At 58.3% G+C, this 19523-nt stretch carries 21 protein-coding genes and 1 tRNA gene; 16 read left to right on the top strand and 6 right to left on the bottom strand.

Going from position 1 to position 19523, the window contains the following annotated elements; all coding sequences use genetic code 11:
- Nucleotides 1–873, bottom strand: a complete 873-nt coding sequence (locus CEY08_RS17155; protein ID WP_042794553.1) for an NAD(P)-dependent oxidoreductase — start codon at nucleotides 871–873, stop codon at nucleotides 1–3.
- A 160-nt stretch (nucleotides 874–1033) separates the two neighbouring features.
- Between CEY08_RS17155 and CEY08_RS17150 the strand changes: the two genes are divergently transcribed.
- The gene (locus CEY08_RS17150; protein ID WP_076817828.1) at nucleotides 1034–1462 is read left to right on the top strand and encodes a PaaI family thioesterase; all 429 of its coding nucleotides are present in this window, start codon (nucleotides 1034–1036) and stop codon (nucleotides 1460–1462) included.
- A gap of 12 nt (nucleotides 1463–1474) precedes the next feature.
- Here the strand turns inward: CEY08_RS17150 and cls are convergent, their stop codons facing one another.
- Nucleotides 1475–2932 carry a cardiolipin synthase gene (gene cls / locus CEY08_RS17145; protein WP_042794542.1) on the bottom strand — a complete coding sequence of 486 codons (1458 nt, stop codon included), beginning with the start codon at nucleotides 2930–2932 and terminating at the stop codon, nucleotides 1475–1477.
- Between the two features lie 184 nt (nucleotides 2933–3116).
- Here cls and CEY08_RS17140 point away from each other — a divergent pair.
- Nucleotides 3117–3192 (top strand) — tRNA-His (locus CEY08_RS17140).
- A gap of 249 nt (nucleotides 3193–3441) precedes the next feature.
- Here CEY08_RS17140 and CEY08_RS17135 read toward each other — a convergent pair.
- The gene (locus tag CEY08_RS17135) at nucleotides 3442–4965 is read right to left on the bottom strand and encodes an MFS transporter (protein ID WP_076817826.1); all 1524 of its coding nucleotides are present in this window, start codon (nucleotides 4963–4965) and stop codon (nucleotides 3442–3444) included.
- 180 nt (nucleotides 4966–5145) lie between these two features.
- Here CEY08_RS17135 and CEY08_RS17130 point away from each other — a divergent pair, with 180 nt between their 5' ends.
- Complete coding sequence (locus CEY08_RS17130) at nucleotides 5146–6048, top strand: LysR family transcriptional regulator (RefSeq protein ID WP_076814827.1); 903 nt, start codon at nucleotides 5146–5148, stop codon at nucleotides 6046–6048.
- Between the two features lie 96 nt (nucleotides 6049–6144).
- Here CEY08_RS17130 and CEY08_RS17125 read toward each other — a convergent pair whose 3' ends face one another.
- Both CEY08_RS17125 and CEY08_RS17120 read right to left on the bottom strand, forming a co-directional pair.
- Nucleotides 6145–6597 (bottom strand): NUDIX hydrolase, encoded by a 453-nt coding sequence (locus CEY08_RS17125; RefSeq protein WP_076814825.1) that lies wholly within the window; start codon nucleotides 6595–6597, stop codon nucleotides 6145–6147.
- Between the two features lie 22 nt (nucleotides 6598–6619).
- Nucleotides 6620–7072: a GNAT family N-acetyltransferase gene (locus CEY08_RS17120; protein ID WP_076814823.1), complete on the bottom strand. Its 453-nt coding sequence runs from the start codon at nucleotides 7070–7072 to the stop codon at nucleotides 6620–6622.
- 483 nt (nucleotides 7073–7555) lie between these two features.
- On the opposite strand from CEY08_RS17120, the gene CEY08_RS17115 reads away from it, so the two are divergent.
- Nucleotides 7556–8026, top strand: coding sequence for a PaaI family thioesterase (locus CEY08_RS17115; RefSeq protein ID WP_088607736.1), 471 nt, complete (start codon nucleotides 7556–7558; stop codon nucleotides 8024–8026).
- A 229-nt stretch (nucleotides 8027–8255) separates the two neighbouring features.
- Nucleotides 8256–9569 carry an ATP-binding protein gene (locus CEY08_RS17110; RefSeq protein ID WP_076814820.1) on the top strand — a complete coding sequence of 438 codons (1314 nt, stop codon included), beginning with the start codon at nucleotides 8256–8258 and terminating at the stop codon, nucleotides 9567–9569.
- A gap of 13 nt (nucleotides 9570–9582) precedes the next feature.
- Here CEY08_RS17110 and CEY08_RS17105 read toward each other — a convergent pair whose 3' ends face one another.
- A complete protein-coding gene (locus CEY08_RS17105) occupies nucleotides 9583–10158 on the bottom strand; it encodes a TetR/AcrR family transcriptional regulator (RefSeq protein WP_197723196.1) in 576 nt (191 codons plus the stop codon).
- Nucleotides 10159–10349: 191 nt separating this feature from the next.
- Here CEY08_RS17105 and CEY08_RS17100 point away from each other — a divergent pair, with 191 nt between their 5' ends.
- From CEY08_RS17100 to dmpG, 11 genes are all read left to right on the top strand, one after another.
- A complete protein-coding gene (locus CEY08_RS17100; RefSeq protein ID WP_076814816.1) occupies nucleotides 10350–11171 on the top strand; it encodes an alpha/beta fold hydrolase in 822 nt (273 codons plus the stop codon).
- Between the two features lie 16 nt (nucleotides 11172–11187).
- Nucleotides 11188–11472: a hypothetical protein gene (locus CEY08_RS17095; protein ID WP_197723197.1), complete on the top strand. Its 285-nt coding sequence runs from the start codon at nucleotides 11188–11190 to the stop codon at nucleotides 11470–11472.
- An 11-nt stretch (nucleotides 11473–11483) separates the two neighbouring features.
- Nucleotides 11484–12323: a DODA-type extradiol aromatic ring-opening family dioxygenase gene (locus tag CEY08_RS17090; RefSeq protein ID WP_076814812.1), complete on the top strand. Its 840-nt coding sequence runs from the start codon at nucleotides 11484–11486 to the stop codon at nucleotides 12321–12323.
- Nucleotides 12324–12345: 22 nt separating this feature from the next.
- Nucleotides 12346–12690 carry a non-heme iron oxygenase ferredoxin subunit gene (locus CEY08_RS17085; protein ID WP_076814810.1) on the top strand — a complete coding sequence of 115 codons (345 nt, stop codon included), beginning with the start codon at nucleotides 12346–12348 and terminating at the stop codon, nucleotides 12688–12690.
- Nucleotides 12691–12702: 12 nt separating this feature from the next.
- Nucleotides 12703–14106, top strand: a complete 1404-nt coding sequence (locus CEY08_RS17080) for an aromatic ring-hydroxylating dioxygenase subunit alpha (RefSeq protein ID WP_076814808.1) — start codon at nucleotides 12703–12705, stop codon at nucleotides 14104–14106.
- Complete coding sequence (locus CEY08_RS17075) at nucleotides 14103–14654, top strand: 3-phenylpropionate/cinnamic acid dioxygenase subunit beta (RefSeq protein WP_084738581.1); 552 nt, start codon at nucleotides 14103–14105, stop codon at nucleotides 14652–14654. Before CEY08_RS17080 ends, CEY08_RS17075 begins: the two co-directional genes overlap by 4 nt.
- A gap of 4 nt (nucleotides 14655–14658) precedes the next feature.
- The gene (gene hcaB, locus CEY08_RS17070) at nucleotides 14659–15495 is read left to right on the top strand and encodes a 3-(cis-5,6-dihydroxycyclohexa-1,3-dien-1-yl)propanoate dehydrogenase (protein WP_076814806.1); all 837 of its coding nucleotides are present in this window, start codon (nucleotides 14659–14661) and stop codon (nucleotides 15493–15495) included.
- An 89-nt stretch (nucleotides 15496–15584) separates the two neighbouring features.
- Nucleotides 15585–16544 (top strand): NAD(P)H-dependent flavin oxidoreductase, encoded by a 960-nt coding sequence (locus tag CEY08_RS17065; RefSeq protein WP_197723198.1) that lies wholly within the window; start codon nucleotides 15585–15587, stop codon nucleotides 16542–16544.
- Between the two features lie 2 nt (nucleotides 16545–16546).
- The gene (locus CEY08_RS17060; RefSeq protein ID WP_076814803.1) at nucleotides 16547–17326 is read left to right on the top strand and encodes a 2-keto-4-pentenoate hydratase; all 780 of its coding nucleotides are present in this window, start codon (nucleotides 16547–16549) and stop codon (nucleotides 17324–17326) included.
- A 203-nt stretch (nucleotides 17327–17529) separates the two neighbouring features.
- Complete coding sequence (locus CEY08_RS17055) at nucleotides 17530–18486, top strand: acetaldehyde dehydrogenase (acetylating) (RefSeq protein WP_076817817.1); 957 nt, start codon at nucleotides 17530–17532, stop codon at nucleotides 18484–18486.
- A gap of 22 nt (nucleotides 18487–18508) precedes the next feature.
- Nucleotides 18509–19522: a 4-hydroxy-2-oxovalerate aldolase gene (dmpG, locus tag CEY08_RS17050; RefSeq protein ID WP_076817815.1), complete on the top strand. Its 1014-nt coding sequence runs from the start codon at nucleotides 18509–18511 to the stop codon at nucleotides 19520–19522.
- Nucleotide 19523: the final 1 nt, after the last annotated feature.

The following is a 19523-nucleotide window of genomic DNA, read 5'->3' as shown; positions in this document are numbered from 1 at the left end:
CTAGCGGTCCTTCAGCAGCGACACCAGCTCAGGCACATAGCGGTCGCCACCGCCCTGCGTGACAGCCTGGTCGAAGGTGTGCTGCACGGCCGCGCCGATTTCGCGCACGGCGCCCGTTTCCGCGGCCATGGTGTTGTAGTAGGACAGGTCCTTCTGCGCGTTCGACATGAAGAACCGCAGCGACGATGGATCCTGTTCCAGCAGGTACGGCTTGATGCGCTCCAGCGCCACGCCGCCGCCGCCGCCCTTGGTCAGCACGTCGGCGAACACCGCGGGATCGATCTCGGCGCGCAGTGCGCAGGCCGCCGCTTCCGACAGCAGCGCAACCACGCCCAGCGACACGTAGTTGTGCAGCAGCTTCATGCGGTGACCGGCGCCGATCGGGCCGGCATGCGTGATGTTCTCGGCAAAGCAGGCCAGCAGCGGCTTGCACTCCTCGAACAAGGCGGCGTCTCCACCCACCAGCAGGTTCAGCCGGCCTTCGGCGGCTTCCTTGGGCGTGCGCGTCATGGGCGCATCCAGGAAACGGCCGCCGGCATCCGCCACGGCCTCCGCCACCTTCACGGTGGACGAGGGAATTGCCGTCGAGCAGTCGATGATGACCGTGCCGGGCCGCAGGCCCGCCAGCACGCCGCCTTCGGACAGCAGCACGGCTTCGACCTGCGGGCTGCCGGTGACGCACAGGATGATCACATCAGACTGGCCCGCCAACGTGGCGCCGTCGGCCACGCTGGTCGCGCCGGCGGCCTTCAGCGCGTCCAGGGGCTGGTTGCCCGGATGCTCCAGCACGGTCAGCGTATGACCATGCTTGACCAGATTGCTCGCAATGCCGTGGCCCATGAGGCCAATACCAACCATGCCGACTTTTGCCATCTTCCACTGCTCCTGCCATGTAGGGTGTTTGTTATGGCGTAAATCTTACTCTGACTTGCGCATTGTCCGCGCCGCGATCAAAGCTGCGCCGGAAGTCGTGTCGACGGCTGCCTTCTTTGCGATACTCGAACTCTTCCGCGTGAAAAAACCAGGCCTGAGCATGACAAACTCCATTCCTTCCGGTTTTGCGCCCTGGCGCCCCAGCAGCCCGTTCATGGAACATTTGGCCGAGCTTGGCGCGCTTTACAAGCGCGATGCCGATTGCGTCCTGGCCATGCGTGTGGCGCAGGCGCACACCAATATGCATGCCATTGCCCACGGAGGTTTGTTGGCCACGCTGGCCGACAGTGCGCTCGGCCATACCATTGCAGAGCAGGCACAGGCCTCGGTTGTCACGGTGCAGATGTCGGTCGAGTACCTGAACCCAGTCAAGCCAGGAGATTGGCTTGAAGCGCACGTCCGTATCGACAAGCAGGGGCGGCGCCTGATCTACGCCACCTGCCTGCTGCAGGTCGAAGGCCGCGTCATGCTCAAGGCCAATGCCGTGTTCGCGGTGCGCGCCGCGCCGGCGCCGGCCTCGGACGGCTAAGCCTTGCGCTGGCTACAGATACGGCGTAGCCAGCCAGATCACCTTGTTACGCAAGCGCTTGGCAAACGGCGCGCGCAGCAGGTTCTCCAGCGTTTCGCGCCGGCCTTGCGCGACCAGCGCGTCCACGCGGGCGCCAATCCAGCGGGCTACGCCTGGGTCGTAGATTTCGGTGTCCAGCTCGAAATTCAGCCGCAGGCTGCGCGGGTCCAGGTTGGACGATCCAACATACGCCCAGGCGTCGTCCACCGTCATCAGCTTGGAATGGTCGAACGCCCCATGCGAACGCCAGACTCGGCAGCCCGTGCGCACCACCTGGTCCAGCTGCGCGGTCATTGCATAGTCCACCAGCCGCAGATTGTTCTTGCCCGGAATCACGATGTCCACCACCACGCCGCGCCGCGCAGCGGTAGCCAGGGCGCCGATCAGCGTCTGGTCGGGCAGGAAGTAGGGCGACTGGATACGCACGTGGCGCTGCGCCACCGCCAGCGCGCCCAGCAACATGTTATGCGTGCTGCCCAGGGCGCGGTCCGGACCCGAGGGCACGCAGCGCATCGGCACATCGCCCGTGGGCGGCAAGGCTTCGGGATCGAACCAGGGGCGGGCGGGCAGCGATTCGTGCGTGGTGAAATTCCAGTCGTGCGCAAACACCGACATCAGCTGCGTGACGATCGGTCCCTCGACGCGGAAGTGCGTATCGCGGTTGGTGCCATCGCCTGCCAGCGCGCTGACGAACGCCGCGCGCACGTTCATGCCGCCGGTAAAGCCCACCCGTCCGTCAACCACCAGCACTTTGCGGTGGCTGCGCAGATTGGCGTAGGGCATGCGCAGCACGCCCAGCGGATTGGTCATGAAACGCGCCACAGGCACGCCGGCGCGCGACAGCATGCGCACGATGGGCGGGCGCGAATACTTTGAGCCGATGGCGTCGATCAGGACTCGGACTTCGACCCCACGCGCGCGCGCCTCGATCAGCGCCTGCGCCATCTCGCGTCCGATGGCATCGTTATCGAAGATATAGCTCTGCATTGCGACCGCATGGCGCGCGTCCCGGATAGCCTGCAGCATCGCGGGGTAGGCCTCGTCGCCGCCGGCCAGCGGCTGCACGGCGTTGCCGCCCAGCAGGCGGAACCGGCTGACGCGGTCGCCCAGCACCTTCAGCGAGGCAAACTGCTGGCCCGAGATCGGCGCCACGTCCACGGGCGCGGTCTCGACCTGCTCCGCATCCACCACCATTGCTTCGTCGCGCTGCTGCGACAGCCGCGTCTTGCGGATCCGGTTGATGCCCGCCACGAAATAGAAGAGGGCGCCGAACAGCGGTGAAAACAGCGCCACCCCTACCCAGCCAATGGCCGCCCGCACGTCCTGTTTGGTCATCGCGGCGTGCACCGCCGCGCCAGTCCCGGCCACGATGCTGATGGCAAATACCAGGTGGGGCCAGTAATCGATCAAGATTGCGTGTATGCGGTCCATAGCGATGGCGTAAGAGCGGCCTCCGATGATGATTAATGCCGAAGGATAGCAAGGCGGCCGGCGCTGGCAAGTGGCAAAGGCGAGAGCCACTTTCACATCCTCAAAAAAACGTGCTAGAATTCGGCCTCTTCGTTGTTGAGCTTCTTTCAAAAGCGGTTCGGCAAGAAGAAAAGCAGTATCAGAGGTGGCTGTAGCTCAGTTGGTAGAGTCCCGGATTGTGATTCCGGTTGTCGTGGGTTCGAGTCCCATCAGCCACCCCACAGAATTCAAATGAAATCAGGCACTTACGCGCAAGCGAAGTGCCTTTTTTCTTTTCGTAATGTGGATTTTTAAAGAAACTTCCGCATTTTTAAATTTACTCAGTCGCGCTCGCGCTCTACACCCCCCTGCGCCAGTCGCAGTGTGTGCGCTGTCTATAGGTTTGCGCGTCCGGCGTAATCGTAAGCATCATCGGCCTGCTGGTCACAATTTCGCGGTGCTTGCATCGACGCGCAACAGCGCGGTCGCCGTCAATTCTGCGCTTTTACCTTTGCAAGCAACAAGAAAATGACTATCGCGGTTCCCATTGCTGCTGCGGCGAGCGCGAAAAGCTGGAACTGAAACGCACGCTCGTAGGTCTGCAGCAGAAAAGTTCGGTCCAGCATCGGAGCAGTGGAAAGCGCATTTTGCAGATCACTCATGGCGAGGCGGTTCGCAGCCTCCACTAGGTTTGCGGTGCCTAATTGGGTGGACGTGGCTTGGCTTGCTGTTGCGGTTAGATCGGAGAGAATCGTGGCGGAAAAACTTGCCCCGACCACCGCGATCGCTATCCCATCCCCCGCAAGGCGCACTGCATTGAAGATGCCCGCAGCCATGCCGGCTCTCTCTTTGGGTGCGACGCTTACTGCAAGGCCATCCATTAGGCCCCAGGGTAAGCCAATACCCACCCCAATCACGGCCATTGCAAGTAGGCGACTGCTTATGGTTTCGCCGTTAACGGTGTGGCCCAGCCAAACCAAACCCGCCCCAGCAATAAGGAGGCCGATGCTCGATAGCACGCCGACATTAACAGTGCGCGCGAGCCGCCCGGCAAGGACGGGCACGACCAGTAGCGGAATCGACAGTGAAATCATCATCTGGCCTGCTTCTAACGCGGTGCGGCCTTCCATTCCAATGAATCTCGAGGGCAGCATGATGAGCAACACAATGTATGAGTAGGCTGGGGCAACAGCCAGTACCTGTACTCCAATAAATTTCGCACTGGCGAATAGAGAAAGGTCGAGCATAGGCTGGTCATGCCGTAGCTCAATGGCTACGAAGAGGGCGAGTATCAACCCGGCGCTTATCAAGGCTGCCAAAACTGAAGCATGACTCCAGCCCTTTTCGGGTGCGAGAACGATGGCGTAGGTGAGGACGGCCAGCCCGAGCGTGAAGGTTATGGCGCCTGCCCAATCCAATCCGGCAGCGGAGGGGTCCCGCGTTTCGCGGGCACACAACGCAATGAAGGTAGAGGCGAGCAGGGCGACCAAGGCTGGCATTAGGAAAACCCATTGCCAACCCATGGTGTCGATCAGCAGTCCGGCCAGAAACGGACCGAAGGCCGCACCCACACCGAAGGTCGTGCCAATCAAGCTAAATACGCGAGTTCGGGCGTGGCCGTCGAATTCTTGTGTAAGCGCGGCCATGCCCCCCCCGAATGCTGCAGCAGCTCCCAATCCTTGGACCAAGCGAAGGATGTCAATCCAGAGCACTGAGGGCATGAATGGAATTGCCGCGGACACAACTGCAAACAACAGCATGCCGGTCAACCAGACGCGTTTGCGTCCATAAGTGTCAGCCAGGCTGCCCGCAGCTAGGGTGGCGCTGCCGTAGGTGAGTATGTAGGCGTTGATGATCCAGGTGAGCTCGGCCGCGCTGCCGCCAAGGGCCTGATTTATTGACGGGACGACTACCGCGGGGCCTGCAATGCTCAGTGGAATGACCGCCGCCGTCAGGCAGCCTGTCACGATCAGTGGAGTTCTCGGCCTTATCGATTCTCTAAGAGGTGTGCTCATGTCGGTCATCGGAATTGAATGATCTGCGCAAAGGGGGCAAGAGACATCTGCAATCTGTGTCTTTTAAGGAAGAGCAGCGATCTGTCAGCTTCCTATTGATGCTAATTTGGATCTATTGCGAGAAAAATAGGCGGATAATCACTAGTAAAGTGACAGTTTGCTCAGGAATAGGAGTCGAAAATGGACAGCCTTAGTGGGATGGCGATCTTTGTCCGGGTAGCAGAGTTGCGCAGTTTTGTGGCGGCCGGCCGTCGATTGGGAATCTCCGCATCGGCGGTCAGCAAAGCAGTGGCGCGTTTGGAGGAAAAGCTGAACGTGAGACTCTTTCAGCGCAGCACCCGTAGCGTGAGTCTGACCATGGAGGGCGGCTTATTCCTTGATCGTTGCCGCCGAATCCTCGCTGAAGTTGCTGCCGCCGAGAGTGAGCTGACCAGCACCACGTACGGCCCACAAGGCCGCTTACGAATTAGTCTGCCGTTGGTCAGTGGGCTCATGCTGCCCGTGCTGTCGAACTTCGCTCATCTCTACCCGCAGATTGAGCTTGACCTGGATTTCAGTGACCGGCTCGTGGATGTCATAGACGAAGGCTTCGACGCAGTAGTCCGCACTGGCGAGCTAAGCGATTCCCGGTTGATGAGCAAGCGTTTGGGCGCCAGTCGGTTCGTCTGTGTAGGGGCGCCTGCATACTTCAAGCGCCATGGAACTCCGACGCACCCTGACGATCTGACGCAGCACGCCTGTCTCCTCCATCGCTTCCCAAGTACTGGCTTGACAGAGAAATGGCCGCTGCGCCGCGATCACAGGGATATCGACTTTCGCCCCGTGGCAAGCATGACGAGTAACCATGTGGAAACTCTGCTGCATATGGCGATTCAAGGCCATGGCATTGCCTGTCTACCAGATTTCGCCGTTCAATCTGCCGTCGATAGCAATACACTTGCTACTGTGCTGGATGAATGGGCGGGCGCATCGAGCACTTTCTGGGTGCTATGGCCATCTAATCGACAAGTGCTGCCCAGAGTGCGGGCGTTCGTCGACTACATGACGGAAAACCTGTTTCCAGTAAAAGCTTCATTCAGGTGAACCTCTGTCCATCTGCAGCAAGCAAACGCGGCCGCAATCGTTTTGCGCCGGAGTTGGCCGACGGCCGAGGCTGCGCGCCATCAAGGCGCAGTGAGGCTAATGTGCCGAGGCAAAACGTTGGCGCAAATGAAGCGCCGCGGTGCGAGTCGCCATAGTCAAAGGCTCAGGCAGACGGTCAAGTGCAAACCAGCCCCAGGCAGCGTGCTTATCTGGTTCTATCAGGGCAGGAGTGCCTTCGAATTGCAGCGTCAAAAATACCGGTGCTGCCCAATGCGTGGCTCGGCTCGGATCGATCTGATCGACTACGCAAAGTAAATGCAATTCGCCAAGAGAAATTCCTAATTCTTCCCGTATTTCTCGTCGTATTGCATGCTCGACCGGCTCTAACCAGTCCACCTTCCCACCAGGCAATCCCCAATGGTCCGCTTCAGGTTCCCGACGACGATGTATGAGGAGCAGTCTTCCATCGTTAACGACTGCTGCGCCGCAGCCTAACCGCGGTTCCCTCGATGCCTGGCCGTCTTTTGTTTGATCCAATTGAGCTCTCATAGCGATTGACACGAAATTTACTCTAAAGGGTGATCTCCAAGATCTCATCCCCGGACTCATCCCGTTCCCCTGTGGCCATCCAGCCTAAATGCCTATAGAAACCGTAGGAGCGAACGTTCGCGTCACTTGAGCAAGCCAAGAACAAGCGCTTGAAGCCCAGACGCATAAGCTCTTTAGTCATCAGACTCAATAGAGTTTTCCCAATACCGAGCCCCTCGTATGCAGGGAGCAGGGCAAGTACCGTGATTTCTCCGGTTTCACGATCGCCAAAACAGTAGCCGATCATCTGCCCATTCGCACAAGCGACAAAGCCGGGGGCATCGCCTTGTTCGATGCCGGTCCTCCACGTCTCTGCAGTGATTCCTAAGGCACGCAGGTCTTCTTCAGAGAAGGCGTTCTCTCTGGTTCTACCTCTAATTTGAATGCATAAGTCCACGTCGTCGGGCTTCGCGGGACGATAGGTGAGATCTGTCATGTTGGCTTGCGCGGTTCTGTAAATGGGAGTTGTAAGGGCGTGACCGCGGTTCAGCTGGGCGGTGAGGACTATTCTTACGAACAGGGTTGATCTTATCAAAGCAGAGGAAGGCTAGCCTGCCGAACTGCTTCGGTGATACTGACGCCCTCTGCTCGTATGGAACCCGCGCATCCCTCTTGTGCTGCCGTCAGGTGGGGTCTGCTGGAGAGCTTGCCAGAGTTGTACGGCGACTGGTCCTCGGCGAGTGAACTTTCGCAGCTTCAATGTGCCGCCCGCGGCGCCCATTAGGCTGGCGACGGAAGCGGGGCAAGCAACCGCCACCTGCTGAGCGAACGGAAATTCCTTCTGTCCAGCCATCGCTTCGCCCAAAGGTCTTGCATTGCCGCTGGGGCGAGCAGCCATGGAGCAAGCTGCAATAGCGTTCAATACAGCCCCAGGAAAGTGCAAGATACTAGGAGGCCCATCGTTAGGAAGAGCTTCTCCATGATCGAAATTGCGGGCGCGCATCCAGAGCTGCATATAGACAGGATACGGCATCTTGCTCAACAGTTTGCCGAAGAACCGGCCTATCGCCATATCGGTTTACGCCTGGAAGATATTTCTCGTGGGCGTTGTCAAGCGTCTGCTGACATTGCTCCGACTTTGCTGCATCACCGTGGCGCCGTGCAGGGCGGGATTGTTGGAATGGTAGCGGACGCCACCGCGGGCTATGCGGCTCTTAGCCTGCTTGATGAGCGGGTGGGAGAAGAGTCCGACAGTATGACCACGCTTGAGTTCAAAACTTCCTTTCTTATTCCTGCGGTCGGAGACACCATACGATGCGTTGCTCATGTGGTGGGTAACGGTCAGGCGGTCGCGTTCCTTAGCGCTCAGGTTTATGTGGTAAATCAAGGGATATCTAAAGTCTGCGCTCTTACAACGCTGACCTTTAAGCGGCTGCGACAACAGCGGTGAGCGCAGGTGGCAAGCCCGGGTGGCATAAGCCAGGAAACAGGATTTTTTTCTCACTCAACTTTATAGATTTCCTCTAAGGGCGTGCGGCGCTGTGGGCGGGATTCTCACCATGATGCCGGTCGATTCGTCGACACGTTGGCAGGCGGGGCTGGCTGGCATAGTGCTGTCCCGTTTGTCGTATCCTCGCCATGTCTGTAGGAGGCGGTCGTCTGCCGCTTCAAAGCCAATAATGTTCAAGTTCGCGCTCCACCTTTTTTTAATGGCCATTCTTAGCTTGGGAGCTGCCTTCCAACTGGTGGACAAGGGCCTTAACGCATTCTTTTCTCCGAAACTGGACGACCTGACGTTTCGGGCAATGCGCGGCGAAGTGCATTCGTTGCACAAAGAATTGGACTCCGTGGCACCCGCTGAGCGAGCGCTTTTTTTGCGTGAGAACGTGCTGCCACACTACGGTGCAGAACTACGATTGCTAGCCGACGCAGAGGTTAGGCTGGGAGAGCATGATCGCAGTCAACTGGCGCACGCGGGCTTCCTCATGCGGGACGAATACAGCACATTCCTCATTCCACTTCCGGGAGAGCCCAAACAGTGGCTGGAACTGCGTCTGCCAGGTGATGACTTCCTCGATAGGATGCTCACGTGGAGCGCGTGGGCGTTGTTGACGTTGCTGATGGCTACCGCCTTATTCGTGCTTTGGGCGCTTCCCGTGTGGCGTGACATGGATGCTTTGCGTAACGCTGCTTTGCAAATGGGCCAGGGAGATCTTGGCAAGCGCGTGCATCTGTCGCGAATCTCGGGCCTTCGGCATATTGGCGAGAGCTTCAACTACATGGCAGAGCGGATCGCCACTCTGATAGAAGGCCAACGAAATTTGACTAACGCGGTCTCTCATGAACTTCGCACGCCGCTGGCGCGCCTCTCCTTCGAAATCGACTTGGTGGATAGGGGAGAGGCCGGTTCGCAAGATAAGAGTATCTTCCAGGATATGCGGGCAGACGTCGCCGAACTGGAGAATATGGTGGCGGAACTGCTGGTCTATGCGCGCCTGGAACATCCTTCCGAGGAAATCGTAGCGCTGGAAACCGTTGATGCAAGCGATTGGCTAGCCAAAGCGCTAGCCATGATCCAGCATCAAGCAGCGGCTCGCAATGTGCGCTGCGTCGTGCATGATGGTCACCCTTCACAAGTCCGGCTGCATCCCCGCTACATGAGCAGGGCGCTGCTCAACCTGTTGCAGAATGCAGTGCGGTACGCGCATGAGAAGGTCGAAATCGAATTGAAGCTTCGCTCGGATGGCGACTTTGTTCTGAGGGTGGACGATGACGGACCGGGTATTCTTGTTGCCGACAGAGACAGGATTTTTGAGCCCTTTATTCGTCTGGATGAAAGCCGCGACAGGGGAACCGGCGGGGTCGGATTGGGGCTTGCTATCGTCCATCGGGTGGCGACCAGTCACCAGGGCAGCGTCAGAATTTCAGATAGCCCGCTAGGAGGGGCCCGCTTCGTTCTCCAATGGCCGGCACGTTTGGGCCTGCCGGCATAGTCTCTCCCCCACGCTACAACGGCGCCAGCAGCAACCGTTCCATCATGGCATTGCGTTCGCGCTTTTGCTCGGACGTGCCTTGCCGCGAAAGCAACGCCTCGGATAGTTCATAGCTGTACAGCGCAAATGCTCGGCAACGGGCTTCACCTACGCTGAAGCCCAAAGCACTGAAGCACTGCGAAATATAGGAAAGACGCTTCGAATCCACTTCATCCAGGAGTTGGCTCACTCGCTCGTCACGTCGCGCCCACGCGCGAATAGCGAGTTCAGTGGCCGCAGCCTCCTCGGCGGCTTTGCCACGCAAGGGCAGGGAAAGCAAATCTCGGATCAATTCCCGCGGCTGTCGCTCGCCGCGCTCAAAGCGGGCAATGATCTGTTCAGTGGCTTCGTCACGCCAAGCCAGCAACATGCGCTGCAATAGATCTTCGCGGTCCTTGAAGTGCCAATAAAAACTGCCCCGCGTGACGGACATCTCTTTCGCAAGCACTTCGACGCGAATGGCGTCCACACTGCGGCTGACCAGAAGGTTGCGAGCAGCGCGGATCCAATCTGCGGGGTTCAGTTGGCTACGCGACGCTTTGAGTTCCACGTTCGAACTTCTGACCATTTCCGTTCCAAAAACATTGAGAGCTTCATTTTACCTCTCGGTTTCCATTCGAACCCGTATGGTCCGCTAAGTTTGGTTCGAGCTGTGAGGTGCCAAGATATAGCTGAAAAAAAGCTTGACCCTTTCTTTTTCGGTCCCTACCATACACATACGTATGTGTATGGAGATAACGCATGAACGTCGCGAAAGGCTCGGGCAAGCTGCTGATGGCAGCCGGTCACCGGACGCATTACTTCGATGTGGGGCAAGGCCCGCCGTTGTTTTTGCTACATGGCTCCGGCCCCGGTGTATCGGGTTGGACCAACTGGAACGGGGTGATGGATCAGTTGGGCAATTCGTTCAGGGTGATCGTCCCGGACATCGCTGGATTCGGCTTCACCGAGTTCAAGGATGATTCCAGGTACGACATCAAACTTTGGGTGCGTCATCTGCTGGGCATCATGGATGAACTAGAGATCGATCGTGCTTCCTTTGTCGGAAACTCCTTTGGCGGAGCGCTAGCGCTTGGCCTGGCGACCTCCAACCCGGATCGCGTGGAGAGGTTGGTGTTGTTGGGCACGCCCGCAGGCGAATTCGTCCAGACTCCTGGGCTGCGTTCTGCCTGGGAATATGAGCCGTCGCTCGCAAACATGGAGCGCACCTTACGCCTGTTCCCATACGACCCATCCATCATTACGCAGCAAATGATCCAGTCTCGCTTCGAAGCGAGCGCACGACCCGGTGCACAAACTGCGCTGCGTAAGCTTATCCCACGGCCAAATCTAGACGGCCCCACAATCGTGAAAGGGTTTCCTGAACACATTGTTGCGACGATCCAGGCGCCCACCCTCGTATTACATGGTCGTGAAGACAGGGTAGTCCCGACAGATTGTGGGGAACTGTTGGCCCGAGCAATTCCCAATGCAGACTTGCATCTTTTTGGCCGGTGCGGTCATTGGGTTCAGACTGAGCGGCGCACCGATTTTTTGCAGTTGGTTTCGCAATTTTGTGCGTGATGCCATGAGCCGGAACATGCTTGAGCGAGTTTTACATCAGCTGACCGTAGATCGAATGGCAAAGCAGCGCTTCCGTGATGACGCGGAGGGCTATTTAGCACGCTTTGCTCTTAGCAAGGCGGAGCGTCTGATGGTGCGTGATTTTGACGTGGCCGGTCTGCAGGAACTGGGCGTGAATCCTATGCTCACTATGGGGTTCTGGCAGGAGCTGTCCCCAGAAAGAGGCATGAGCGCATACATGCGAAAACTGCGGCCGGTGTCTGAATCTGAAGCGCTTCACAGCGCAGCATTGAAGCAATAGGCGGGACAAAAATGAGCCGAATCGTTGGGGGGTTTTTGGTACCGCATGACCCGGTCATGTTCGTGGCTCCAAACGCACCAGAGCTCGCAGTGAGAGACCGGATGTGGGGCGCATTTCATCAATGTGCAGAACGACTGAAGGAATTGGCGCCTACCAGTGTAGTTGTCATCGGCGCCGATCATTACATGCTGTTTGGCACGGCATGCCTGCCGTCATACCTGATCGGGATCGGCGATGTCGACGGACCTTTGGATGTTATGCCGGGCCTGCCGCGCGGGACTATCCCCAATAGCGAACCGCTAGCCTCACACATCGCGGAGCACGGGCTGGCTAGTGGATTCGACTGGGCGGTGGCACGCGCCATGACCGTAGATCATGCGATAGCAATTCCAAATCAATTGCTGATTCAGCCGTTGCGCGAAATGGGAGTGACCGTAGGCACGATTCCAGTCTATCTCGCCGCAGGCGTGGACCCATACATCCGCATGGCGCGCGCCGTGGAAGTGGGCGGTCAGATCCGCAGAGCAATCGAGTCGTTTCCCGGGGATGAGCGCGTAGTCGTGATAGGGAGCGGCGGAATAAGTCATTGGGTTGGGACGGCCGAAATGGGCCGGGTCAACGAGGCCTTTGATCGAGAGATTCTGGGCTATGCGGAGCGACTCGATATAGCGGAAATTTGCGCTCTCAGTGACAGCTACATCCTTGCCAATGGCGGTAATGGAGGGATGGAAGTTCGCAATTGGGCTTGCGCGCTTGGCGCGCTTGAAGGTGGCCGGGGTGAATTGATCGCCTATGAGGCGGTGCCTGAATGGGTGACAGGCCTGGGCTTTGTGCAGCTGCATCCGCTGTGACGCGGGTTAGAGAAGAATGACGATGAGCAATAGAGTATTTCTGGTTCGGCGTGATGCGCTTAAGCCCGGGGAGGTCAAGAGGATTGACATCGAGGGTTGTCCGCTAGCTGTCTATAACGTAGAGGGAACCTTCTATGCCACTCATGACACTTGCACCCATGCCACCGCGTCCCTGTCGGAAGGCGAAATTGTCGATGGCGATCTGATCGCTTGCCCTGTGCATGATGGTCTGTTCCATATACCCACAGGCCAGGCTGTAGGGTTTCCGTGCGTGGTCGACCTCCGCACTTTCCACGTGATCGAGGAAGACGGCGAAGTCTACGCCGATCTCGAGCATCCTTCTGAAGCCGCTGCTTCGGCAATCTGATCGGAGACCGCCATGAAAGAAGACTGTGTAGGAGACTGTGGGCGTCTTCGCAGGGATCGGACTAGCGAGCCGCTGGAAGGGCTGGATCGCCTGATTGACCTGAATGCTGGCCGCCTTTCCCGCCGCGTGTATTGGGATAGCCGAATCTATGAACAGGAACTCGAGAAAATCTTCGCCCGCAGTTGGCTGTTCTTGGCGCATGAATCGCAGATTCCTAAAGCGGGCGACTATATCTCCGCCTACATGGCCGAAGACAACGTGATTGTCGTTCGGCAAAAGGACGGCTCAATCAAGGCGTTTCTCAATACATGCCCGCATCGCGGCAACAAGATCAACTTCGCGGATGCGGGCAATGCCAGAAGTTTCATATGCAACTACCACGGGTGGAGCTTCGGCATCGACGGCGGACTTCGAGGAATGGCTGGGCAGGAACTGTTCGAAAATAGCGGTTTGAAAAAGGAAGATCATGGCTTGCATCCCGTGACGCAAGTGGCGACATATAAAGGACTGGTCTTCGGCAACATGGATGCCGAGGCTCCGTCGCTGTCGGCCTATTTGGGCGACTTCCGCTACTACCTTGACGTCATGCTGGATATGGACGGGGCAGGAACGGAATTCGTCGGCGGTTGCGTGAAATCTGTCATCAATTGCAATTGGAAGGTCCCGGTGGAGAACTTCATTGGTGACATTTACCATGCTTTGTGGACACACGATTCCGCAGCTCGGGCCATGCTGGGCGGCCCGGTGGCTGAGGTCTACAAGAATCCCGATTCCTACCATGTCAATTGCAACGGGCACGGTTGGGAATTCAATCTCGACATCGTAGGAAATGCCGCCACACTGGGCGACAAGGAGATTCGCAAGTATCTCTATCGTATCCAGCCAGAAGTGGCGCGACGGTTGGGGGATGTGAGATCGAAAATGATCGGATCCATTTCGTCGGCTGGAGTGTTTCCCAACTTGTCGTTTCTACCGGGACAGAACACGTTTCGCGTCTGGCACCCGCGCGGGCCTGGAAAAATTGAGTTGCATACCTGGACGCTAGTCAACAAAAGCGCCCCTCCGGAAATCAAGGAACGCTGGAGAAAAGGGGCAATGTTGACGTTCTCGCCCTCAGGTGTTTTCGAAATGGACGATGGCGAGAATTTTGAATTCTCGACTCGCACCAATGCAGGGTTTATGACGAGACAGCAAGATCTCTATATGGGCCTTGGACGGGGAACGCGCCTGGAGGAGAGTGTTCTGCCCGGTAACGTCTACCGGAATCAAGTCAATGAAGCGAATCATCGAGCCTTCTATCGTCGTTGGCTGGATTTGATGCAAGCTCGTTCCTGGAATGATGTGCCGCTGCGAGATCCAGCCCAACTGCCGGAGTCTGCCTTCGTCCACGAATCAGCGGCTCAGGAGGTTGTATGAGTTCGCCTCTGGCATCTCTTGCGGCATGGCAGGCTGGAGAGCCCGTCGATAGTGAAACCACCCGGCGCGTCGAGCAATTCCTCTACCGAGAGGCACGATTGCTCGATGCCGAGCTGTGGGATCAATGGCTCGGGCTGATGGCGCAGGACGTTCATTACTGGATGCCGGCTATCGAGAACCGTCGCCGTGGCGGCGGCCTGTCGGCCTATGCGCCTGGCGGTGGAGCGTACTTTGACGACAATCACCTGGACCTGGAGCGGCGTGTGGCGCGCTATCAGCAGCCATCCGCGTGGGCGGAAGATCCGCCAACCCGCCATGTGCATGTCATTAGCAATGTGGAGGCGCTCTGGGGGGCGACTGCGGGAGAGCTGATCGTGCATTCCGTTTTCGTCAATTACCGAAGTCGCGGCGAGGCCGACAACGACATGTTGCTAGGAAGGCGCGAAGATTTACTGCGGGAACGGGGCAATGACTTCTGCATCGCACGCCGCAAGATCGTCATCACGCAGTCGCTGCTGATGTCGAAGAACCTCAATACTTTCTTGTGATCTCATGGCCTGGCTGACAGATGATGTTGCATTGATAACCGGCGCCAATTCGGGCATCGGACTGGCGGTTGCGCGGCGCTTTTTAGCCGAAGGCGCCCGCGGGATAGGTGCGCTGGTGCGTAGCAATGCTGGCGCTGAGGCATTGCGTCGAGAGTTTGGAGATCGGGTTGCAGTGACGGTGGGCGACGTACGGTCGGGCCAATCAAATGCGGAGGCGGTAGAGGCCACGCTGCGCGCGTTCGGAAAATTGGACACGTTGGTGGCTAACGCGGGTGTGTGGGACCACTTTACGACGTTGACGAGGTTCCGCGATGCCGGTCAGCTATTGGAAACTTATCGAGAAGTGTTCGATGTCAATGTGCTCGGCTATCTATTGGCGGCACAAGCCGCGGAACCGGCACTGCGCGCCTCGCGTGGCAGCATCATCTTTACCTTGTCCAACGCCGCGTCCTATGCCGGCGGCGGAGGACCGGTGTATGTGGCCTCCAAGCATGCTGGAGTAGGTTTGGTCCGGCAACTGGCTTATGAGCTGGCACCGGATATTCGTGTCAATGCGGTCGCGCCTGGAGGCACTCTTACACCGTTGAAGGGACCTGCCGCATTGGGCAAGCAGGATTCGCATTTGTCAGATCTCCCAGGCTTTCGCGATGCAGCGGCCGCCGCGGTGCCGCTAGGCGTTGTCGCTCGTCCCGAAGACCATTGTGGCCACTATGTGCTGCTTGCGTCTCGAGCCAATGCGTCGTCCACCACGGCCGCCGTCGTGCACAGTGATGGGGGCTGGGAAGTACGAGGCAGGCCGGCTCGCGGCCCTCGGCCGACGATTAGGCGTTCTGACGTATGAGTCGCGGGGGCGATATCTCGAAGCACCTTGCCGAGGCCGAGACGAGGCGGATCTTTGCTCAAGCGCGTCTGCCTGTGATGGCTGCGCCCATGTTCCTGGTCTCCGGTCCGGAACTTGTCTGTGCCTGCATCAGCTCGGGCATCGTGGGCACTTATGCAGCTTCGAATTCGCGCGACACCACCGCACTTGGAGAAGCGTTGCGGATTATCAGCGAGCACGCTGCCGATTGCGACGATGCGCCCTGGGGACTCAACATGATCGTCCATAGCAGCTATGACCGATTCGACGCGGAACTGGAATTGGTACGGCGCTATCGCCCGAAAATTGTTACCACCGCGCTGGGTAGTCCGAGCCGCGTGTTGGCTCCCGTGCACGGTTACGGAGGCATTGTACTGGCCGATGTCACCACGCCGACGCTCGCGCGTAAGGCAATAGATGCCGGCGTCGACGGGCTGGTGCTGGTGAGCAGCGGTGCTGGGGGGCACACCGGTTGCTATCACCCATTCGCCTTTATTGAAGAGGTTAGACGCTTTTGGAATGGGCCTTTGGGACTTGCCGGGGCTATTTCCCGTGGCGCGCACATCCGTGCGGCGGAACTACTAGGGGCGGATTTCGTTGCAATAGGAACACAGTTGATTGCAACCCACGAGAGCATGGCTCCGAAGGCTTATCGGGACATGGTTGTGAATTGCAGCATGGAGGATCTGGAACTGTCCAGTGCAGTGTCGGGCGTACCGGCGAACTGGCTCAAACCGACTTTGGCCGCTGCGGGACTTACTCCTGATCAGTTGAAAGAGGGCAAGGTGATCGACTTTTCAGGCGACATCTCAACTGCTCCCAAAGCGTGGAAGAACGTTTGGTCCGCGGGGCACGGTGTTGGAGCCACCGAGGCGGTCACAAGCGTTGAAGAGGTGGTGACGGCCCTGGAGAAAGAATACGTGACAACGCTGCGCGCAGAAGTTGGTGCGGCACACAGTCGAATGGCTGCGCTGCAGGCGACCCGCCAAGTGCAGGCGAGATCGGGGAAAACTTTAAAAGGAAGAGACTAAGCATGGATAGCATTTCAGTACTCCGCGCAGCCGACGCGCTTTATGAAGCACGCCGTAGCCGAACCGCGATCTCCCCAATTTCAGAAACGTTCGGCATAGCTGGCGCGAAGGCGGCGTACGAGGTCGCGGCAGTTAACACGCAGCGCGCGCTCCGCGAGGGACGACGGGTCAGTGGCAGGAAGATAGGGCTGACTTCCGAGTCGGTGCAAAGGCAGCTGGGCGTCGATCAGCCAGACTTTGGCGTGCTTTTCGCCGACATGGAATATGTGTCGGGCGCGAACGTACCGGTGAGTACCTTGATGCAGCCCAAAGCTGAGGGCGAGGTAGCAATGGTTCTCGGTCGCGATCTCGACGCGGACCTTACCTGGGGCCGTTTCCTGAATTCGATCGAGTATGTGTTGCCCGCTATCGAGATTGTCGACAGTGCGATTCGTGACTGGCGTATCACCTTAGCGGACACTGTGGCCGACAACGCATCCTGCGGTCTCTATGTCCTGGGAACAGACCCCAAGCGTTTGACGGACGTGTCGTTGCGCGATTGCTCGATGCGCTTCCTGCGCGATGGGGACGTAGTGTCCAAGGGGAATGGGGGAGCCTGTCTTGGCCACCCCTTGTTGGCTGCTTGGTGGTTGGCACGCAAGATGGCAGAACTAGGTGAGTCGCTTCGCGCTGGAGAGGTGGTGCTATCGGGTGCATTGGGACCGATGGTGCCTATCGGGCCTGGAGATTGCCTGCATCTGGAGGTTGGCGGTCTCGGATCCGTCAGTTGTCAAGCCGAGTAATCGGCGCGAGCCACCATGCCTGCTTCAGATAATCAAACTGTTGAACAAATGGGTGATCCCGATAGTCCGTACCAGACTCCACGGGCCGGCGAGAGCAAAAGTCGCCATTCCCCATTTCATGAACTTCCTGCGCGGCTCGTTCGGACCATACCCGAGTCGTTCGATTGCACTTTGCGCGTAGAAATACTCCAAATTGGGATGTCATCATGACACGAAAGATCAAAGCCGCCATCATCGGATCCGGAAACATCGGAACTGATCTGATGATAAAGATACTGCGTCACGGGCGTCACCTCGAGATGACGGCCATGGTGGGGATAGACTCCGCATCGGATGGTCTCAGACGCGCGGCGAGTCTGGGTGTGGCGACTTGCGCTACCGGCGCGTGCGGCCTTGTTGAAATGCCCGAGTTCAACGGCATCGATATTGTCTTCGATGCCACGTCGGCCAGCGCCCACTCCGCCAATGACCGAATACTTAGAGCGCGCAGACCAGGCATAAAAATGATCGACCTCACGCCGGCCGCCATCGGTCCATACTGCGTGCCGGTGGTAAATGCTGATGCGCACTTGGACGCGCTGAACATCAATATGGTGACATGCGGCGGGCAGGCGACGATCCCGATCGTAGCGGCCGTAGCAAACGTTACGCCCGTGCACTATGCCGAAATCGTCGCCTCGATCTCCAGCCGTTCTGCAGGGCCTGGCACGCGGGCAAACATCGACGAGTTTACCGAGACGACTTCGCGGGCCTTGGAAATTGTTGGCGGTGCGCGGAAGGGGAAGGCAATCATAGTTTTGAATCCCGCTGAGCCGCCGCTATTGATGCGCGACACCGTCTATACCTTTTCTGCAATCGCGGACACGGAGGCAGTCGAGTCGGCGATCAACGAAATGGTTGCGCGAGTCCATGCATACGTGCCGGGATATCGGCTCAAGCAACGAGTGCAGTTCGAGATTTTTGACAAAAATCGACCGCTCAGTGTGCCGGGATTAGGCACGACGGTCGGTCTCAAGACCTCGGTATTTCTCGAGGTAGAGGGGGCAGCGCATTACTTGCCTGCTTATGCAGGCAACCTGGACATCATGACATCCGCTGCGCTGGCGGCCGCCGAGAAACTTGCGGAGCGTGCGCTAGCCACGCACGCAGCATTGGTCTGATCATCCTTTGTCGAGACTTAAAGTGAATCGCAAAATCTATATTTCCGATGTGACTCTACGTGATGGGTCGCATGCCGTCCGCCACCAATACAGTATCGCGCAAGTCAAGGCGATCGTGCGGGAACTGGACGCCGCGCGAGTGGATTCGATCGAAGTGGCGCATGGGGATGGTCTACAGGGATCGTCATTCAACTACGGATTTGGCGCGCATACCGATCTGGAATGGATCTCTGCCGCGGCGGAAGTGGCAACGCATGCTCGAGTGGCTACATTGTTGTTGCCCGGAATAGGCACCATTCATGACATACGTGCGGCTTTTGACGCGGGCGCGCGAGTTCTGCGCGTGGCCACGCACTGCACGGAGGCGGATATCTCCCGCCAGCATATCGGCTACGCACGGGAGCTTGGGATGGATGTCGTTGGCTTTCTGATGATGAGTCACATGACGTCGCCCACTTACCTGGCTGGGCAGGCCAAGCTGATGGAGAACTACGGTGCAACATGCATTTACGTGGTGGACTCCGGAGGAGCTTTGACCATGGACGGTGTCCGGGAACGTTTCCGGGCATTCAAAGATGTCCTCGATACGCGAACGCAAACGGGGATGCATGCGCACCACAATCTGGGCTTGGGCGTGGCCAATTCCATTGTGGCGGTAGAGGAGGGGTGCGATCGCATAGATGCGAGCCTCGCCGGGATGGGCGCAGGCGCGGGCAATGCGCCTCTGGAGGTATTCATTGCCGCTGCTGAGCGGATGGGCTGGGACCACGGAACCGATCTGTTCCGCCTAATGGATGCAGCGGACGATATTGTGCGACCGTTGCAAAGCAGGCCCGTCAGGGTGGATCGCGAGTCTTTGGCGCTTGGCTATGCCGGTGTGTATTCCAGTTTCTTGTTGCATGCGGAGGCTGCGGCGCTCAAATACGGCTTAAAGACGGTGGATATCCTGGTCGAGTTGGGTAAGCGCCGCATGGTAGGTGGGCAAGAGGACATGATTGTCGATGTGGCGCTCGACTTGAAAGCGCAGGCTGCTTAGT

Origin of the sequence: Achromobacter insolitus (genome assembly GCF_002209555.1) — a bacterium.
Lineage (GTDB): Bacteria > Pseudomonadota > Gammaproteobacteria > Burkholderiales > Burkholderiaceae_B > Achromobacter > Achromobacter insolitus.
Note: the sequence above shows the minus strand (reverse complement) of the source record. Positions and strands in the feature narration are given on the sequence as shown.

Coding starts and splice junctions, on each gene's coding strand:
- CEY08_RS17155 (WP_042794553.1), bottom strand. CDS start 873: ATGGCAAAAGTCGGCATGGTTGGTATTGGCCTCATGGGCCACGGCATT.
- CEY08_RS17150 (WP_076817828.1), top strand. CDS start 1,034: ATGACAAACTCCATTCCTTCCGGTTTTGCGCCCTGGCGCCCCAGCAGC.
- cls (WP_042794542.1), bottom strand. CDS start 2,932: ATGGACCGCATACACGCAATCTTGATCGATTACTGGCCCCACCTGGTA.
- CEY08_RS17135 (WP_076817826.1), bottom strand. CDS start 4,965: ATGAGCACACCTCTTAGAGAATCGATAAGGCCGAGAACTCCACTGATC.
- CEY08_RS17130 (WP_076814827.1), top strand. CDS start 5,146: ATGGACAGCCTTAGTGGGATGGCGATCTTTGTCCGGGTAGCAGAGTTG.
- CEY08_RS17125 (WP_076814825.1), bottom strand. CDS start 6,597: ATGAGAGCTCAATTGGATCAAACAAAAGACGGCCAGGCATCGAGGGAA.
- CEY08_RS17120 (WP_076814823.1), bottom strand. CDS start 7,072: ATGACAGATCTCACCTATCGTCCCGCGAAGCCCGACGACGTGGACTTA.
- CEY08_RS17115 (WP_088607736.1), top strand. CDS start 7,556: ATGATCGAAATTGCGGGCGCGCATCCAGAGCTGCATATAGACAGGATA.
- CEY08_RS17110 (WP_076814820.1), top strand. CDS start 8,256: ATGTTCAAGTTCGCGCTCCACCTTTTTTTAATGGCCATTCTTAGCTTG.
- CEY08_RS17100 (WP_076814816.1), top strand. CDS start 10,350: ATGAACGTCGCGAAAGGCTCGGGCAAGCTGCTGATGGCAGCCGGTCAC.
- CEY08_RS17095 (WP_197723197.1), top strand. CDS start 11,188: ATGCTTGAGCGAGTTTTACATCAGCTGACCGTAGATCGAATGGCAAAG.
- CEY08_RS17090 (WP_076814812.1), top strand. CDS start 11,484: ATGAGCCGAATCGTTGGGGGGTTTTTGGTACCGCATGACCCGGTCATG.
- CEY08_RS17085 (WP_076814810.1), top strand. CDS start 12,346: ATGAGCAATAGAGTATTTCTGGTTCGGCGTGATGCGCTTAAGCCCGGG.
- CEY08_RS17080 (WP_076814808.1), top strand. CDS start 12,703: ATGAAAGAAGACTGTGTAGGAGACTGTGGGCGTCTTCGCAGGGATCGG.
- CEY08_RS17075 (WP_084738581.1), top strand. CDS start 14,103: ATGAGTTCGCCTCTGGCATCTCTTGCGGCATGGCAGGCTGGAGAGCCC.
- hcaB (WP_076814806.1), top strand. CDS start 14,659: ATGGCCTGGCTGACAGATGATGTTGCATTGATAACCGGCGCCAATTCG.
- CEY08_RS17065 (WP_197723198.1), top strand. CDS start 15,585: ATGTTCCTGGTCTCCGGTCCGGAACTTGTCTGTGCCTGCATCAGCTCG.
- CEY08_RS17060 (WP_076814803.1), top strand. CDS start 16,547: ATGGATAGCATTTCAGTACTCCGCGCAGCCGACGCGCTTTATGAAGCA.